Here is an 18,358-nt window from a genome sequence, read left to right as displayed (position 1 = left end):
TTAAATTTTATAATACAAACTAATTGCTTTTGGATAAGCATTAGATTATCAAACCCTACGAAACTAACTAAATTAAGGGCATTTTTATGGATTACCCATGGCAAATTGGTGCTAATCACAAATTTGGGCAATAGTTGCGAGTGAAAATGAAAATATTGGTTAAAGCCTGTGGAGAATGCCTTTGCAATATGCTACAAAGCTGCAGAAATAGTCGGGTGTTTTGTACGCGTCTTGACTTAAAAGGTGAAAATTCTTCGAAGGCAATTGGGCGTCATTACCAGGGCAATTTCACGAAAGCGTTTTCGCAAATAAATACGGGGCGTTTAAATTTTGTTATGTTAAATAATGTTATTTTTGGCTTAATTGTAATTTTTACAAATAACGACACGAAAACCAGAATGATAAATGCGATATGCATCTTGAAATTAAAACGTCATTATCCAACAAACCCAACCTTAATAAAACTAAACCCTTAACTATGATAATAATAAAATGTAAGCGTAGGCCGCAATGCCGACTGGCGGCAGCCATTTTTCTGTTACTAAGTTTATTTGTTGCCGTGGGTGCAAAAGCCCAGGTAAAAACCATTAATGGAACCGTTTTGGATGATAAGAATCTCCCGGTGGTGGCTGCCACAGTCAAAATAAAAGACAAGACTGCGGCTACTGTTACCGATAAAGAAGGCCATTTTGTTGTTGCGGCCGAGCAGGGAGATGTCCTGGAAATCAGTGCCGTTTCATTTTCATTGGCACAGGTTGATGTGACAGATGCATTAACTTATCGCATTCAACTGGTTCCTTCCACGAAAATCTGTCTGATGTGGTGGTGATCGGTTATGGCAATAATTCTAAAAAGACATTATCCAGTGCCATCACCTCCATAAAACCAGACGAGATGAATAGGGCCGTCACAGGAGATGTTGGGCAGTTATTGCAGGGCAAGGTGCCAGGGCTCAATATTACCTCCAGTGGAGATCCTAATGCCTCTGCTGCCGTGGTGCTGCGTGGCGCATCTACGATTAATAGTCCCCAGGGCCCTTTTTATGTGATTGACGGAATTCCCGGTGCAGATATTACTACTGTCGCCTCCTCTGATATCGCTTCAGTTGAAGTGCTAAAAGATGCAGCCGCTACGGCCATCTATGGAAATAAGGCGTCCAACGGGGTTATTATTATTACAACTAAATCCGGTAAAGCAGGAAAAACGGTCGCATCCTATGATGGATATGTTGGGATGGAGAAGGTTTCCGGAAAACTGGACGTGATGAATACCAGCCAGATTAAATCTTATGTAGAGGGCAATGGCAACGCAATTTCCCCGGAAAATGATCTGGGTTTTAATACGGACTGGATGAAGGCCATAGAAAGGTCTCAGGCGATTTCTCACAACCACAATATTTCTTTTAGTGGAGGCAATGACAAAAGTAATTATAGTGCCAGTCTGAACTATCTTGATAAGGAAGGGATTCTACTTAAAAGCAATTTGAGCAGACTCATTGCCAGACTTAGCTTACGTCAAAAGGTTTTAAATGATAAAGTCAAGCTGGGGTTGAATATAACCAACGCCAGTAGTAAGGCTGACAATACTCCACTACGTAATGTGGTATTGCAACAAGCGGCCAGACATCTGCCAACTTCACCAGTATATAATGAAGATGGGTCCTATTTTGAGAATTTTAATACACCGGGCTATTACAATCCTGTTTCTCTGATCAATAATGCAGAGGATAACACAAAATACAACACATTAATGGGTAATTTTACCATTGAAGCTACCTTGCCGTGGGGCTTCAAATATAATGTCAATGCAGCCTACCAAAAATACACGTCACTTCATGGCGAGTATTATAACAGCTATTATTCTGATAACTATAAGTCAGGTTTTTACAGCAACCCAGACCCTGGATTTACGACAAAAGGCCTGATAACCTTTGGAGAAAGCGGAGCGGCTTATCGTAGTGCTTATGAAAACAACTCGACCACCATCGAGTCTTACCTGAGTTGGGATAAGGTACTAGACAAACATTCCATTACCGCTGTGCTTGGGTATTCCTGGCAACAAAATAACTCAGGTGATGGGCTTCAGGCCAGCAATACCAATTTTGTTTCAGATTACACTAGCTATTATAATCTGGGATTGGGTAATTACCAGACTGTGAGCGGTTATAATGTCAATTTTGGCAATACCAATTATGAAACGACTAAGTTTATCTCCGATTTCTTTCGTGTTAATTATAACTACGACGGAAAATATCTTTTTCAGGCCTCTGTTAGAAGAGATGGAAGTTCAGTTTTCGGTACCAATAATCAGTGGGGTTATTTTCCTTCCGTATCCGTGGGTTGGAGAATTGATCAGGAAAATTTCATGAAGAATCAGCATCTGTTTAGTGAGCTTAAGCTGAGAGCCAGTTATGGGCAAACCGGGAATGCCTTTGGTTTTGGGGCCTATACCGCTAAACAGCTTTTTAGAAGCTATGGCACCTATTATAATAATGGGCAATATGAAACCGCAATAGGCGTGGCACAAGGCTCCAACCCTGACCTTAAATGGGAGGTTACTTCTACAACCAACCTGGGGTTGGATTTTGGGCTGTTTGGCGGAAAGTTGACGGGAACTATAGACTTGTATAATAAGATCACCACGAATATGATATTCTCCTATACAGTTAGTAGTACCATTGTGCCAGGAGGCGTTGTTTGGGGAATGGAGGAAAGGTTCGTAACCGTGGGATAGAATTAAGTTTAAATGCTACACCTGTTAAAACAGGCAACTTTTCCTGGAACACAGGGCTGAACCTGGCCTCCAATCAGAATATGATTCTCAATATGGAAGGACCCGCTAAATATGGTGTCAATTCTGATTCTATCCGTTATACGCAACCTGATGGCCCGGGGCAGACCAACAGCACACTTCAAATATTAAAGGTAGGCTATCCGATCGGGGAATTCTTTACATTACAATATGAAGGCAAGGATGCTGATGGAAATTCTCAGTTTAGATCTAAGGATGGTTCACTAACTACATCACCTGATATTGGCGCAGATTATGTTTATGCAGGTAGCCCTCATCCGAAGGTGTTATTGGGTTGGACCAACACGATTAGCTATAAGAATTTTGATGTGAATTTCTTTTTCAGGGGTTCTTTTGGCAGTAAAATTTTTAATGTTACAAAAGCAGACCTTTCTTATACGGTGAATGCTGCTGTCAATAATATCAGCACTTACGCTAAGCAGGATAAAATGACGGATGCTAAAAATAATGCATATTCTACTCGTTATATTGAGAGTGGGAACTATGTGCGACTCGATAATGCGACACTTGGCTATAAAGTGCCACTTAAAAACACCGCAGCCATTAAGGGTCTTAAGTTCTATCTGACAGCCAACAACTTGTTTGTTATTACAAAGTATACTGGGATTGATCCGGAGATCAATCAGGGCGGTGTGGGTTTAGGTGTAGATGGCAATAACTTCTATCCTAAAACCAGGACCCTGGTATTTGGGGTAAACATAGGGTTCTAAATCAATGTAATCAACCTTAAATTAAACAATGATGAAAAAGCTTTTAAAATATATAATTCCGGTCTTATTGCCACTGGCTATACTTGGCTGTCATAAATTGGATGTGACACCCAAATCCTTATATACGCAAGAGGTGTTTCCCCAGACGGAGGCACAGTTTCAGGCGCTTATCGGACCCGTATATACCAGCCTGCGCGGTCATTATGCGCTCACTTATTTTTTTATGCAGGAGTGCTCAACGGATGAATCGGTATTACTTGCTTTCGGAGGCAATTGGTATGACGGAGCCAGTTATGAAATGCTACACCGCCATACGTGGACACCGGATCATAATTGGACGACTACTGCCTGGAATGATGTAACAGGTCTGGTAGGTACTTGTAATCAGACGCTGTACCTATTGCGCAATGCACCTGATGGCGAGGCCAAAAGTTCGAGCTTGGCTGAGGTAAGGGCTATAAGAGCCTATGCTTATTGGGAACTAATGGATCTTTATGGCGGCGTTCCGCTGGACACCATCTATCCGAGTCCTGGCTTGCAAGCCAGAGCTAATCGCGTGGACGTTTTTAATTTTGTGGAATCAGAACTAAAATCTATTATCCCAGATCTTAAGACTGAAGTGGACGCGACAACTTATGGAAAACCCACCAGGTATTTTGCTTACGCGCTATTAGCCAAAATGTATCTGAATGCAGAAGTTTATACGGGGGATCAAAATACAACGAATGTATTGCAGCTTGTGATAGTATTATAAATTCTGGTAAGTATGCAATTCAGCCTAGAAGCACCTATCTTAAAATGTTCTATCCGGATAATGGTCCGACGACACAATCTGAGTTTATTTTTGCCATACCCTATGATCCTTCAACAACAGACGGGTATATGTATTATGGACGGTATGATTTGAATCGCAATCTGGGGATGAAATATGGCTATTCTGGTGCAACAGTCGGTTCCAATACGGATCCTGTTGTTAACCAGACAGCGGGAAACGGGCTGGTTAACAGTAAGCCAAGCGGCCCAAGGGCAACTTTATCTAGTTTCCTGAATTACTTTTTGAGGGATACCGAGGATATTCGTCTAAAACAATGGCTCTATGGTCCACAGTATTGGGAGGATGGCAACCCTATTATGGTTGCTACGACCAAACAAGGATATAATCAGTTTTATACGGGAGCCGATGCAAAAGACCCATATGTATATCACCTGACCATTGATACTGCCATCCAGCTACGTCAAAATGCATCCCTATTGGACTGTGGTAATGATGAAATCGCATGGAATCAGGGTGCACGAAATATTAAATTTTATCCAGACAATAACTCTGCGACCAGAAATCAAAACAATGATGTCCCCGTATACCGGTATTCGGATATCCTACTTATGAAGGCTGAGGCCATTCTTAGAGGAGGAAGCCCAACAGATGGGCAGACAGCCTTGTCCTTGGTAAATGAGCTGCGTTCCAATCGAACGACTGCTGCACCGTGGACATCGGTGAACCTAGAACAACTTTATGAAGAAAGATGCCGGGAATTTGCCTGGGAATGCCAACATAGAGATGATATGATTCGATTTGGCAAATTTGAGGATACTTATGGGTTTAAAACCAATAAAGACACCTATCGCAGAATATTCCCGATTCCGACAGCTGCCATTACCGCTAATCCTAAGCTGGATCAGAATCCGGGTTATGTAAAAAGTAATTAGATCAATAGATTAATGATAAGAGACTGTTTCAGGATATCGTTTTAGGCGAGTTTACATTAAGGGAAAAAAGGCCTTATTTTCTGAAACAGTCTATTTATCTTTATAATCGATTATTTAAAGGTCATCTAGATTCTTATTTCATTGGCAGGGAAACAAAAAAATATAGATCTTGCTCCAATTAAGCCGAAATCTCAAAGATTAAGCTCTCTGGATGCGTTAAGGGGGTTTGATATGTTCTGGATAGTTAGTGGAGAAGGGATTGTGCATGGCTTAGCCTCAGTGGTAAAGGCAAAATATCATCTTGTACAAAATAAAACGGATTACCAGATTGCCATTAATAATCATTTAAGTGGTTGGGAGCGTTTTATCGTAGGTGCCAGTAATCAGCTCCATCACTCTGTATGGAATGGCTTTAGTTTTTATGATCTGATCTTTCCACTGTTTATTTTTATAGCTGGCGTCAGTATGCCCTTTTCATTTAAAAAACATCTAGAACACCAAAATCTGACAGGGCAAAAAGGCAAAAAGGAAATTTACATAGGGCTGATCCGCAGAACGATTCTTTTAATTTTATTGGGTATGGTGGTAAACGGAGATCTACATTTTGCCAGTTATGCAGATACGCGTTTTGCCAGTGTGCTTGGCAGGATCGCTCTTAGTCTTTTATTCGCAGCCATAATTTATTTGAACACTAATTTTAAAAGCCGCCTTATTTGGCTCGTCGGTATTTTACTTGGTTATTGGGCCATGATGACTTTAATTGCTGTACCTGGATTTGGCAGGGGTAATTTAACGCCGGAAGGCAATCTGGCTGCATGGTTTGACAGGTTGTTTTTGCCCGGAAAATTACATAGGACCATTTATGATCCAGAAGGTTGGTTATCAACTATTCCGGCTGTAGGATCTGCCTTATTAGGCGTGTTTACAGGTGAATTGCTCAACAAAAAAGGGATCTCTAAAAATCTAAAAGCACTGTGGATTTTACTTGGAGGACTAACCCTTGTTTTGCTAGGCAGTATATGGAATACCGTATTTCCAATCAATAAAAACATGTGGACCAGCTCATTTGTGCTATATGCCGGCGGCTGGAGTCTGATCTTACTTGCGTTGTTTTATTATGTGATAGATGTGCTCGGGTTTAAACGTTGGTCGATGCCCTTGGTGTGGCTAGGCTGCAATTCTATCCTGATCTACATGGCGGCTCACGGAATAATCGATTTTAAATCCTCTGCTTATTTTATATTTGGGGGACTGCTGCATTTTATTTCCAGTCCGTACCACGACGCATTTATCTGGTCCGGAGTGGCGGTGATACAGTTTGTCCTACTCTGGTACTTGTATAAAAAGAAAATATTTTTAAAATTATGAGCAAGAAATATTTAAATAAGCGAATAATTGGCGTTTTGTTTTGTTGTGTTTTTATTTCTTTAGGTAACAGTAGCGTCAAGGCTCAACTAAACCTAAGGGCAGCCAAAGGGCTGATTGATAGAGTTATTGCTAAACATGCCGCTCAATTTATCCTGGAAGAAATTCCAGCGAATAATGGACGTGATGTGTTTGTCGTTGAGGGCCAAGGAGACAAAATCCTACTTAAAGGCAATAATGCGGGCTCAATCGCAGCTGCCTTATACTTCTATCTCAAGCAGGACTGTCATATTCAGATTACCTGGAATGGACAGCATCTTCCTTTGCCAGATAAGTTACCCGTACCTACAAAGTTGATCAGGCAAGAAACCCCTTATCAGTACCGGTATTATCTTAATTATTGCACCTTTAACTATACGATGAGCTGGTGGGATTGGGACCGCTGGGAAAAAGAGATTGACTGGATGGCCCTGCATGGCATAAATATGCCGCTAGCCATCACGGGAGAAGCATATACCTGGTACCAGGTATATAAGGATATGGGGTTTTCCGATGCTGAGTTGAAAGGGTTTTTCAGTGGACCAGCTTATTTTGCCTGGTTTTGGATGGGAAACCTGGACGGTTGGGGTGGCCCATTGCCCCTTAATTGGATGAAAAGCCATTTTGAACTCCAAAAGAAAATCCTCAAACGGGAAAGAGCGCTGGGGATGAAGCCGGTTTTGCCGGCATTTACAGGGCACGTACCTAAAGCGTTTAAAGAAAAGTTTCCGGAAGCAAAATTAAAGACCACAAACTGGCATAACGGTTTTGCAGATACCTATATTCTGGATGCCCATGATCCATTGTTTGCTGAGATAGGCAAACGCTTTTTACAAAAGCAAAAGGAGCTGTTGGGTACTGATCATTTATATTCGGCAGATACTTTTAATGAGAATGAGCCGCCAAGTGATGCTCCGGCCTATTTGTCAGATCTAAGCCGCAAAATCTACGAAGGGATGCAGAAGGCAGATTCGGCTGCGGTCTGGGTAATGCAGGGCTGGTTGTTTTTTAGTGACCGCCATTTTTGGCAGGCGCCGCAAACTAAAGCACTGCTAGAAGCCGTACCTGATGATAAAATGATCATTTTGGATCTGGCAACGGAAATCGAACCGGTTTGGAAACGTACTGAGGCGTTTTACGGCAAGCCCTGGATCTGGAATATGCTCAATAACTTTGGTGGAAATAACAATCTATTTGGCAGAATGGAAACGGTGGCCACGCAGCCTGCGGCTGCACTAAATAGTGCAGATAAAGGCAGGCTTTCAGGTATTGGGCTTACCATGGAAGCCACCAATCAAAATCCGGTGATTTATGAGTTGATGATGGATAATACCTGGCGCGGGGCGCCCATTGATCTGGATCAGTGGTTAAACACCTATATCCGCAATAGATACGGAGTTGTAAGTAAGCACGCCCTGAAGGCATGGGATATTTTACGCAAAACAGTCTATACGGTTCCTAAGGATAAATACAAGAGAGATGGTAATGAATCGATCATACAGGCAAGACCTACATTTGACTCGATGACCAGATGGGCCAATACCCGCCTGAATTATGATGGTAATGATCTGGTGCCCGCCTGGACGGAGATGATTGCAGCCATTGCTGATTGCAAGCGGAGTGATGGATTTAGATTTGATTTGGTAGATGTTGGCAGGCAGGTGTTGGCCAATTATGCGCTGATCCTTCAACAAAGGGTAGCTGCCGCTTATAAGGCGAAAGATAAAGTAGCATTCAGAAAGCAGGCAAATGCTTTTATAGCGCTTATTTCGGATTTGGATCAGTTGGTCGGAACAAGGCAAGATTTTTTGTTGGGCCCATGGGTGGCTGCTGCCAGAAAATGGGGAACAACATCTAAAGAGAAAGCATTGTATGAGCAGAATGCAAAAGATTTAATTACCTTATGGGGAGATAAGAACTGTCCATTAAATGAATACGCTTGCAGGCAGTGGAGCGGACTCTTAAGTGATTTTTATAAGCCGCGCTGGGAACAATTTTTCAAGCTGGCCACCGAGGCGCTTGAACAGGGCAAACCCATGGATATGGCCGGCTTTAATTCAAGCATAAAGACCTGGGAATGGAATTGGGTGAAACAGCGCAAGGATTATCGAGTAAACACAAAGGGTGACGCTATTCAGGTATCTGAGCAGTTGTACAAAAAATATATTGGTCAGGTTGCCGGGGCATTTTGATTATAATGTGGGGGATTATTTATTAATTCCCCTGGCAGAAATACCCGATTTACATGGCAGGTTAAATCAAAGAAGATAAATGTGTTTAAAGAAAATGAATAGAAAGTACAGTCAGGGAATAAAGATCATTTTAGCCGTTTTGCTAATGTCTGGATGGACGCTCCAAAATACCAGGGCCAATGGCGCGGTCCAGAAACATGTATATAACGTCCGTGAATACGGGGCTGTTTCAGACGGGAAAACGGACAATGCCTTGGCCATTCAAAAGGCAATAGATGCATGTAGTAAGGCAGGTGGAGGGCAGGTTTTGTTTGATGGAACTGACTCGGGTATGGGTAATATTTTTATGACAGGACACATAACCGTAAAATCTAATTTCGATCTCCATATAAATGGCGGCGTCAGACTACAGGCAAACCCTGATCCGAAGGTATATACCCTAAGCGCATTTAGAGCTAATAAGGCAGAGGGAACCATGTGGATCAGCGGCGAGCATATAAAAATTTTAGTATTACTGGTAAGGGAATAATTGATGGAAATGGAGTCTCGTTTATGGGTGCAGAATTGGATGATTCTTATGCATTGAAGCCGTTCGAAGAGGTAGATCCCAGGCCCCATGTTTTAACCTTGATTGATGGACAAAATATCAGAATACATAATGTTCAAATAGTTAACGCTGCTTATTGGACGATTCATTTGGTTGGTTGTGGAGATGTTGTGATCAGTGGCGTTTCGCTTATAAACAATTTAAAAGTTCGCAATAGTGACGGCATTGATATTGATCACAGCAAAAATGTAAGGATCAGCGATTGCCATATAGAAAGTGGTGATGATTGTATCTGCCTTAAAAACAGAAGGGAATATGCAAATTTTGGACGTTGCGAAAATATTACAGTAGCCAATTGCCTGCTTACGTCCAGAAGTTGCGCTATTAAGATTGGTTCCGAAAATATGGACACCATCCGCAATGTTGTTTTTAATAATTGCATTATCAGCAATAGCAATAGAGGCATTGGTATTCAGAACAGGGATGAAGGCGTCGTGGAAAATGTGCTTTTTTCTAATATGATTATTGAGGGAAGACTTTTTAGTGATGTCTGGTGGGGTAAAGCAGAGCCAATATATGTTACTGCCTATCGCCGGGCTATGTCTACTAATAAGGATGCGAGTATGAGGTTCCCTGATGGGGCTTTGCAAGGCCGTGTCGGAAAGATTTGTAATATCTATTTTACAAATATCAAATGTAATAGTGAAAACGGGGTTTATGTCAGTGGTGAATCATTAGATAAAATAGACAATATTGTATTTGACAATGTGGATGTGCATATCGATAAGACAACAACCTTCCCGGGTGGAATTTATGACCGGCGACCAGCCGAGGTCGAAGGCTTCGTTAAAGGTAAGACGGCAGGTTTTTATTTTGATAGAGCAGGGAAAATCACCGTCAGGAACTGTTCGGTAACCTGGGGAGAACATAAACCTGCTTATTATGGAGACTCCTTATATCAAAACAAAGTAAGGCGTCTTATTTGGAAATAGGCTATTAGCTGCTTTTATTCTATGCTTTTTTTGTCAGGTTGCCTGTGGAGGCTCTTTGGATTAAAGTAGAAGGTAAAATAACTGGATAATTGCTAGGTTGCGCGCCTTTGTTATCAATTAATTCGAATAATATTGTAGCGGCTCGTTTGCCGATTTCAAAGGCGGGTTGTGTTATTGTTGTAAGTGTCGGACTAAAAAGGTCTGCCGTTTTGATGGAAGTAAAGCCAATAAGTAGTATGTCATTAGGTATTTGCAGCTTTAGTTCCAGGCATGCCAAATAGCCGTGAATTGCCAGATCTTCTACCGAGGCGATAATGCCGGCTATGTTGCTGTCTTTTTGCAATATTTGTATTATTTGGCTGGTAATATTTTCTGGTTGTTGATGGCAATCCACAACTTTGAAATTATTGGGTTGGTTTATTAAACCAACTTCTTCGGACGCTTTTACAAAACCATCGTAGCGCCTGTTGCATACGCTTAGGCTATCCGAAGGAGATAAAAAGACTGGATGTGAGCATCCCATTGAAAACAAATGTCTTGCTGCAAGGTAGCCGGACTCAAAATCATTGGTCAAAACCTTGGGGGCTTCATAGTTTTCCAGATCACGATCAAAAAATACAAAAGGTATATTGCTTTTTTTTAGTAGGTCAAAGTGAAGGGTATCCGTAGTCTGTTTAGAAACAGAAATCAATACCCCATCAACTCGTCCATTGGAACAATGTTTTATTATTTCTTTTTCCACCTGGAAACTATCATGAGATAAATAAATAAGCGTATGGTATTGCATTAAAGTAGCAACGGTCTCTATGCCATTGATTGCCTGCGCAAAAAAGCTGTCAGAGACCTCAGGGATAATGACGGCGATGGTTTTGCTTTTCTGTTTTCTGAGGCTGCTGGCATAAGGATTAGGAATATACCCCATTTCGGCGGCAGCCTGCAGTACCTTACTTTTGGTGGTCGCACTTATTTCGTGACTATCCTTCAATGCCTTGGATATTGTGGATATTGACAGCCCCAAGTGAGCCGCTAGAACTTTTATGGTCATTTTACTCATATCGGTAAAACAAGGTTATTTGTTAATCAGTTAACAGTCAAATATACCTGAAAAATTGACAACCGGGTTTTTCTTTGCTATGGCGAAAAGAAAAAGGGAATAACCAGCCAGGTTTGGTGTAATGGTTACCTGAGTCCTTCAATAGTTCTGCAGGATTATAAACAATCATATCCTTTTTGATTAATCAGCCAGAAATTTGCAGATGTTTTAGTAACATTTTCAAATTGATTGGGCATTTTTATGAGTGATTGAACTGTCACCTTTTAAAATTGCTGTAATTGTTTTTTCTGGTTTTCCCGTTCTGAGTGCACGCTGCTTAGGTTCCATTAGCATCTCCTCCAACTTCTCGGCAAGGGTTTCCCCGCATTAGAAATTAATTGTGGGAAAGATTTGTTTTCCCCAAAACATAAGCTCTTATTATACTTTAAAGTAGTAACTGCATCAATAATATTGTCAAAATAGAGGTTATCACTTTTTATTGAAAATTGCTGTAGCTTTGTTACAGACAAGGGAAAATGTAAATTTACTTGGTTATCCACTAAAATTTTAGGGGTTATTATTAATTCCGAAGAATGCAGATAGAAAAGGGGGCTATGTCGTTTTTAAAAGACTATAATGAAAAATGAAAATTTGGCATGTTTACTTTCTGGATGACAGAAGTAAAAATTTAAATCTAATGCTTGCTTTAGAACTTCGGTGCATCGAGCGCAAAATGTTTTAGATAACCTTGAAAAAGAAGATTATAGTAGCGGACCCACTGTTCGCATTTGCCTACCTGGTACAATGTTATTAATACGTTTAAAAAAGAAATTGAAAATTAATTATGTTTGAAACAGAATTAGATATGTCGCTGAAATTCGAGCAATATCTTAAAGCTAATTTTGGAAGTACCTTTATCAAAGAATGTCAAGGACTCTTTGGCGTTCCAGATTTTCTATTTTACGTAAAACAAAAAAAGGAGACTTCAGTAATAGCTTTTGAATTAAAATTGAAGAATTGGCAGAGAGCTGCAAAGCAGGCATTTAGATATAAAATGTTTTCAAACACTAGTTATGTTGTTTTGCCAGAAGCCACTGTAGGAAATGCCTTAGCTAATATTGAGTTATTTCAAAAATATAATATTGGTCTGGCAAAATTTGATATGAATGGGAGTTTTGCAATACTATTTAAGCCTAAACCAACTCTTCCTTATTCTGAAGAGTTAAATAAGAAGGTGTTAAGTTCTGTTGATTTTTCTAGAAAAAGGACGAGAAACGCAGGGGTGTTTTTCGATTAGTGTATTATATAGATGGGAAGCGATCTCTTTATAATTAAAAATTCTATATTTTGATTATTAAGAGACCACTTCCCTTTTTTGATAAAATAAATAATTTTAAGAAAATACAGTCATGTACCTTTATTTAAACCTTACTTAATTGATTAAGGGTAGGACAAAAAGCAACAAACTGTCCGAAATAGCTCCGAACAGTTTGTAACTAATTGATAATAAAATCATTTTGTCGGGATGACAGGATTTGAACCTGCGACCCCACGCCCCCAGACGTGTGCGCTACCGGGCTGCGCTACATCCCGTTTTCCGGTTAGGTTGCAAATGTAAAAAAAGATTTGACAATAACGGTGTACTGTCAAATCTTTTCTGTTTTATTTTTCCATCTGCCTCTCCCTTTTCGGGACTACAGCGCAATTGATACCACTTTAAGTTTCATCTTGCCATTGGGCACACTGACTTCAGCGACATCTCCAACCGCTTTACCAAGTAACCCCTGCCCAATTGGAGAGGATACGGATAATCTGCCTTCCTTCAGGTTGGCCTCTTTTTCGGCTACCAGTTGGAAAGTGCTTTTTTTCTTTGTAGCCATATTGGTAAAAGTCACTTTAGTCAAAACAGATACTTTGCTGGTATCGATTTGGCTTTCATCCACGATTCTGGCGCTATGCACCAAAATCTCCAGTCTTGCAATTTTTGCTTCCAGGATGCCTTGTGCCTCTTTAGCGGCATCATATTCTGCATTTTCCCGGAGGTCCCCCTTTTCTCTGGCCTCAGCAATGGCGCGGGAGGCTGCAGGGCGCTGCACCGTTAGCATTTCGTGGAGTTCTTGCTTCATTTTTTCGAAGCTCTCTTTTGAGACATACATTACTTCACTCATGGGACATATTTTTGATTATGCACAAAAAAAATACAACGCCGCAACCAAGCTGCGGCGCTGTACATAAATGTTATTTCTACGAAGTTAAATCAAAATTTGTTAATAAATATCCAATATGATCCTTATTTGTGCGCCCAAAAACCGAGCTTTTCCAGGACCACCTGAGACATTTTAAAGAAGGCTTCATGGCTGTATCCGGCAATGTGCGGGGTCAATATAACGTTTGGACGACTGGCCAGGTTGTCGAGTATATCCCACTCCTTTTGCGTATAGGTATCAAGCTTTTCGTTTTCAAGCACATCTACTCCAGCGGCGGAGATTTTCCCGTTATCCAGCGCACGAATGAGCGCCTCCAGATCGGTGACTTTCCCCCTGCAGGCCGTTATAAAAACGGGCTTTTGTTCCATGGCATTGAAAAAGGCGTCATTTGCATAATGGAAGGTCTCCTCCGTTAGCGGTACATGCATACAAACAACATCTGCATATTTGAATATTTGATCAGGCTGTGCCTCATGGATGTAATCCTTGGCGAAGCCCTCCTTGTATTTATCATGTGCTAAAACTGTTACATTAAAGGGTTCCAGTAATCTGCAAAAAGCGCCTCCGGTATTGCCATAACCAATGATGCCAACGGTTTTGCCGGTGAGCTCTGTTCCTCTGTTGGCGTCACGGATCCACTTATGAGCTTTTACCTGTTCAAAGCTGCTGCTGATTTTGTTGAGTAAGTTCAGCAAAAGCCCTAGGTTGTGTTCGGCAACGGCGTTTCTATTACCTTCTGGACTGCTGACACAAGTGATCCCTTTAGATTCTGCGAGGGGTACGTCGATGAGTTCCATGCCACTGCCTAAGCGTCCGATCCATTTTAGCTGAACAGCCGCATCTAAAACAGGCTTATCGATTTTAAGCCGGGTGGTTACAATCAGTCCCTCTATCTCAGGAATTTTCTCCAATAATTCTGCCGGCGTAATGGCAGGTTGATAATCTACTTTAAAACCTTGGGCTTCTAAGGTGGATTTTAAAATATCATGGGCTTTTGCCGTAATCAATACTTTTTTTGTCACTTTATTTTATTATTTCAGTTTATAACTAAGCCCGGCAAAATCTGCTACACTGAGCTGTTCTGCGCGCTTACTAAATATATCTTCTTTTAGAAATTCAGGGTCAAACAAGCCTTTGACTGCGTTACGTAGCATTTTGCGGCGCTGGTTAAAGGCCGTTTTGACCAGTAATTTAAATTGCTTATCGCTTGAGACAGCTTCTGGGGTTTCCCTTCTGGTAAGTCTGATAACACCACTCATCACTTTAGGCGGCGGATTAAATGCTTCTGGGGGTACATCAAAAAGATAGGTTACGTCATAATTTGCCTGGATCAGCACACTTAATATACCGTAATCTCTGGAGCCTTCTTTAGAGGCGATTCGCTGAGCTACTTCTTTTTGGAACATCCCAAATACGGAAGGAACCAGGGCTTTCCAGTCAAGGACCTTGAATAAAATCTGGGAAGAGATATTGTATGGAAAATTGCCGATGAGGGTAAATTCTTTTTCAAAAGGCGGCTGCATTTCAAGGACGCTTTTATGTATAACCTTTCCCTCTAATGCCGGATAGGTTTTATGCAGATAGTCTACCTTTTCCTCATCCAACTCAACTGCTTTAAAATCAACACCTGTAAGCTGGAGCAGGTGCCTGGTTAGGGCACCTCCACCTGGGCCTACTTCCAGCAGGTTTTCAAAGGAGGTTTGACCGAGTGCCTGCATAATCTGATCAAGGATTTTTTCATCCGTTAGAAAGTGCTGGCCCAGGCCCTTTTTTAGGGTATAATCTTGCATAAAGCAAAGGTAAGTGATAGATGATCAAAATTTACAATAAATACGCTTCCCTTTAGGGAAATAAGATGGCTGGCAGGATTGTATCATCCAATAATTAAATAGAGCTTTAGTTAGGGTTATAAACCGCAGAAAGCATAAATGCCGACACGCTATTTATGCGGCCGGCATTTACTTGGTATGTTGGATTTAACGCTAAACGTGAATTATCTGAGTAACAGCATTTCTCTGTACTTAGGTAAGGTCCATTTTTCATTGTCGATCAAGTGCTCTAATTTATCAACATGGTAACGGATCTCATCAAAGAACTTAGCTTTAACCTGGCTATCATAGGCGATGGCTCTGGTGCGGATGTTCTCGATATTATTGGCCACCTTGCGCGCTTCTGTCATCTCGTGAATCTTCGTATAGATTACATGAATATGCTTAGATACGCGATTTAACAGATCTTGCTGGCTGCTGTAGCTTTGTTCATCCATACCCAGCTCTTTCAGGTTTTTAATGTTCTGAGCCAAGGTATTTTGATAATTGACGGCTACAGGGATGATATGGTTCAGCGCAAGGTCTCCCATGACGCGACCTTCGATCTGCACTTTTTTCAGATAGTTTTCGAGTTCAATCTCGTGACGAGCTTCCAGTTCACGGTGTGTATATACACCATTGGATTCAAAGAGTTCTTTTGCTTTATCTGTAGACAGTGCATCCAGTGCCAAAGGCGTTGTTTTGACGTTAGGCAGGCCGCGTTTTTCAGCTTCCTTTTCCCAGTCAAAACTGTAACCATCGCCTTCAAAAAGTACGCTTTTGCTTTCAACAACATATTTTTGAAGCGTCTGCATAACCGCGATTTCTTTTTTGCTACCACCTTTGATGAGTTCATCGACTTCTGTCTTGAATTTCTTCAGGGAGTCGGCCATAATTGTATTCAGGGTAATCATGGCATTGGCGCAGTTGGCCGAAGAGCCTACCGCGCGGAACTCAAATTTATTACCGGTGAAGGCAAAAGGAGAGGTTCTGTTTCTGTCTGTATTATCCAGCAGCAGCTCAGGGATTGATCTGTGCAGGTCTAATTTGAGGATGGCTTCATCCTGTTCATCAAATTTATCACCCACACGTTTTTCCAGATCGTTCAGTACTTGAGACAGATATTCTCCCACAAATACGGAGATGATGGCTGGAGGCGCTTCATTGGCCCCTAAACGGTGATCATTGCTGGCAGAGGCGATGGAGGCTCTTAAGATATCAGCATGATCATGAACGGCCTTAATGATATTAATGAAGAAAGTCAGGAATAATAAGTTGGTTTTTGGGGTTTTGCCCGGTGCCAACAGATTTATACCGGTATCCGTTGCCAGACTCCAGTTGTTATGTTTACCACTGCCATTAATGCCCGCAAAAGGTTTTTCATGCAGTAAAACTTTCAACTTATGCCTTTTGGCTACTCTTGTCATTACATCCATCAGCAGGATGTTGTGGTCAACAGCAATATTGATTTCTTCGAAGATGGGCGCTGCTTCAAACTGTGCAGGAGCTACTTCATTATGTCTTGTTCTTAATGGAATACCTAATTTGTAAGACTCGTTTTCAAAGTCGCGCATAAATGCGTAAACTCTTTCAGGGATGGAACCAAAATAATGATCATCGAGCTGTTGACCTTTGGCAGGTGCAGCGCCGAAGACCGTGCGACCCGCCTGAATCAGGTCAGGGCGTGCATTGGCCAGAGCTTCGTCGATAACGAAGTATTCCTGTTCCCAGCCGAGTGTTGGGGTGACTTTGCTGATGCTCTTGTCAAATAAATTGGCGACCTCAACCGCTGCTTTGGTAACCGCTTCCACTGCTTTTAACAATGGTGCTTTATAGTCTAGGGATTCTCCGGTATAGGATACAAATATCGTAGGGATGCATAGTGTCTTGCCGGCGTTTAATTCATAAATGAATGCTGGCGAAGAAGGATCCCATGCGGTATAACCGCGCGCTTCAAAAGTAGCACGGATACCACCATTGGGGAAGGAAGATGCATCTGGTTCCTGCTGAATCAGCGTTGCGCCGTCAAACTCTTCGATTGGGGTACCATCTCCTTTTAAAGTAAAGAAGGAATCGTGTTTTTCTGCAGTTGTACCAGTAAGTGGCTGGAACCAGTGTGTATAGTGGGTTACACCTTTGCTTTCTGCCCATGCACGAATGCCTGTGGCAATCTGGCTAGCCAGGTTACGGTCAATTTTCTTTCCGCCTTGGACGCTGGATAATAGGCTTTTGTAAGCTTCACTGCTCAGAAAGGATCTGGCTTTATCCAGTGTAAATACATTTTCTCCAAAAATAGCGGTAACTTTTGTATCAGCAACACCGGCTTTAGCGTTGTTGTCGCTGGTTAAAGCACTAATAGCGTCAAATCTCAAGGACATTGATTAATTTTTTGAATTAAAAATAAATTAATATCGCAAAATTAAAACTATTCTGGTGTATATAACAATCGTTAGTCAAAAAAGAATACATAAAATTTATCACAATATGTTTTAAAGGCCATTTCTAAGGGAGATTTAGACAAGATTTTTAAGCTAATGGCAGCTCCACTGTAAAAGTAGTGCCTTTTCCAAGGGTGCTGTCTACTTTGATCTTACCATTATGGCCTTCAATGATATCCTTCACATAGCTCATACCCAGCCCAAAGCCTTTCACATTATGTAAATTACCGGTATGCGCCCGGTAAAACTTTTCAAATACGCGTTTGACCGATTCTTTGGACATGCCAATACCATTGTCTTTTACTTGTATGATCAAATATTTGGCGGAATTGGTTGTGGTAATGACAATGCGCGGGGGCACATCTGATTTGGAGTATTTAACCGCATTGTCAATCAGGTTGTTGAGCAGGTTATTAATATGCACCTCATCGCCTCTGATCATATCGTTGGTGGCATTTAAATGCATCACTACCTCCCCTGACTTATCATATAGCTGCAAAGTAAAATTG

The 18,358-nt window shown here is 41.4% G+C and carries 16 protein-coding genes and 1 tRNA gene; 10 read left to right on the top strand and 7 right to left on the bottom strand.

The genetic code is table 11. The features are described 5' to 3' along the window. The first annotated feature begins 478 nt into the window (after positions 1-478). From FSB73_RS24630 to FSB73_RS08700, 9 genes are all read left to right on the top strand, one after another. On the top strand, positions 479-829 hold the full coding sequence (locus FSB73_RS24630; RefSeq protein WP_225974644.1) for a carboxypeptidase-like regulatory domain-containing protein: 351 nt from the start codon (positions 479-481) through the stop codon (positions 827-829). Next, positions 820-2,733, top strand: a complete 1,914-nt coding sequence (locus tag FSB73_RS24625; protein WP_225974643.1) for a SusC/RagA family TonB-linked outer membrane protein — start codon at positions 820-822, stop codon at positions 2,731-2,733. The genes FSB73_RS24630 and FSB73_RS24625 overlap by 10 nt, the downstream gene beginning before the upstream one ends. Further along, positions 2,697-3,521 carry a SusC/RagA family TonB-linked outer membrane protein gene (locus tag FSB73_RS24620; protein ID WP_225974642.1) on the top strand — a complete coding sequence of 275 codons (825 nt, stop codon included), beginning with the start codon at positions 2,697-2,699 and terminating at the stop codon, positions 3,519-3,521. The genes FSB73_RS24625 and FSB73_RS24620 overlap by 37 nt, the downstream gene beginning before the upstream one ends. 28 nt (positions 3,522-3,549) lie before the next feature. Next, positions 3,550-4,275, top strand: coding sequence for a RagB/SusD family nutrient uptake outer membrane protein (locus FSB73_RS24615; protein ID WP_225974641.1), 726 nt, complete (start codon positions 3,550-3,552; stop codon positions 4,273-4,275). Positions 4,276-4,319: 44 nt separating this feature from the next. Further along, a complete protein-coding gene (locus FSB73_RS24610; RefSeq protein ID WP_225974640.1) occupies positions 4,320-5,228 on the top strand; it encodes a RagB/SusD family nutrient uptake outer membrane protein in 909 nt (302 codons plus the stop codon). Between the two features lie 231 nt (positions 5,229-5,459). Next, positions 5,460-6,596 carry an acyltransferase family protein gene (locus FSB73_RS08710; RefSeq protein ID WP_146781111.1) on the top strand — a complete coding sequence of 379 codons (1,137 nt, stop codon included), beginning with the start codon at positions 5,460-5,462 and terminating at the stop codon, positions 6,594-6,596. Then, a complete protein-coding gene (locus FSB73_RS08705; protein WP_146781110.1) occupies positions 6,593-8,824 on the top strand; it encodes an alpha-N-acetylglucosaminidase in 2,232 nt (743 codons plus the stop codon). Before FSB73_RS08710 ends, FSB73_RS08705 begins: the two co-directional genes overlap by 4 nt. 94 nt (positions 8,825-8,918) lie before the next feature. Further along, a complete protein-coding gene (locus FSB73_RS24605; RefSeq protein WP_225974639.1) occupies positions 8,919-9,353 on the top strand; it encodes a glycosyl hydrolase family 28-related protein in 435 nt (144 codons plus the stop codon). Between the two features lie 23 nt (positions 9,354-9,376). Further along, complete coding sequence (locus FSB73_RS08700; protein ID WP_262712548.1) at positions 9,377-10,363, top strand: glycoside hydrolase family 28 protein; 987 nt, start codon at positions 9,377-9,379, stop codon at positions 10,361-10,363. 19 nt (positions 10,364-10,382) lie between these two features. Here the strand turns inward: FSB73_RS08700 and FSB73_RS08695 are convergent, their stop codons facing one another. After that, entirely contained in the window at positions 10,383-11,408 is a 1,026-nt protein-coding gene (locus FSB73_RS08695; RefSeq protein ID WP_225974805.1) for a LacI family DNA-binding transcriptional regulator, read from the bottom strand. 832 nt (positions 11,409-12,240) lie between these two features. On the opposite strand from FSB73_RS08695, the gene FSB73_RS08690 reads away from it, so the two are divergent. Then, positions 12,241-12,693: a hypothetical protein gene (locus tag FSB73_RS08690; RefSeq protein WP_146781108.1), complete on the top strand. Its 453-nt coding sequence runs from the start codon at positions 12,241-12,243 to the stop codon at positions 12,691-12,693. 223 nt (positions 12,694-12,916) lie between these two features. Here the strand turns inward: FSB73_RS08690 and FSB73_RS08685 are convergent. The 6 genes from FSB73_RS08685 to FSB73_RS08660 all read right to left on the bottom strand — a co-directional run bounded on the left by FSB73_RS08685 (position 12,917) and on the right by FSB73_RS08660 (position 18,348). After that, positions 12,917-12,989, bottom strand: a tRNA-OTHER gene (locus tag FSB73_RS08685). Positions 12,990-13,090: 101 nt separating this feature from the next. Next, a complete protein-coding gene (gene greA, locus FSB73_RS08680; protein WP_146781107.1) occupies positions 13,091-13,564 on the bottom strand; it encodes a transcription elongation factor GreA in 474 nt (157 codons plus the stop codon). 122 nt (positions 13,565-13,686) lie between these two features. After that, a complete protein-coding gene (locus FSB73_RS08675) occupies positions 13,687-14,625 on the bottom strand; it encodes an NAD(P)-dependent oxidoreductase (protein ID WP_146781106.1) in 939 nt (312 codons plus the stop codon). 9 nt (positions 14,626-14,634) lie between these two features. Beyond that, entirely contained in the window at positions 14,635-15,393 is a 759-nt protein-coding gene (gene rsmA / locus FSB73_RS08670) for a 16S rRNA (adenine(1518)-N(6)/adenine(1519)-N(6))-dimethyltransferase RsmA (RefSeq protein ID WP_146781105.1), read from the bottom strand. A gap of 203 nt (positions 15,394-15,596) precedes the next feature. Then, positions 15,597-17,789 carry a glutamine synthetase III family protein gene (locus tag FSB73_RS08665; RefSeq protein ID WP_146781104.1) on the bottom strand — a complete coding sequence of 731 codons (2,193 nt, stop codon included), beginning with the start codon at positions 17,787-17,789 and terminating at the stop codon, positions 15,597-15,599. 148 nt (positions 17,790-17,937) lie between these two features. Then, the gene (locus FSB73_RS08660) at positions 17,938-18,348 is read right to left on the bottom strand and encodes a sensor histidine kinase (RefSeq protein WP_146781103.1); all 411 of its coding nucleotides are present in this window, start codon (positions 18,346-18,348) and stop codon (positions 17,938-17,940) included. Positions 18,349-18,358: the final 10 nt, after the last annotated feature.

Origin of the sequence: Arachidicoccus ginsenosidivorans, assembly GCF_007971385.1 — a bacterium.
In the GTDB taxonomy this organism is placed as follows: domain Bacteria; phylum Bacteroidota; class Bacteroidia; order Chitinophagales; family Chitinophagaceae; genus Arachidicoccus; species Arachidicoccus ginsenosidivorans.
Note: the sequence above shows the minus strand (reverse complement) of the source record. Positions and strands in the feature narration are given on the sequence as shown.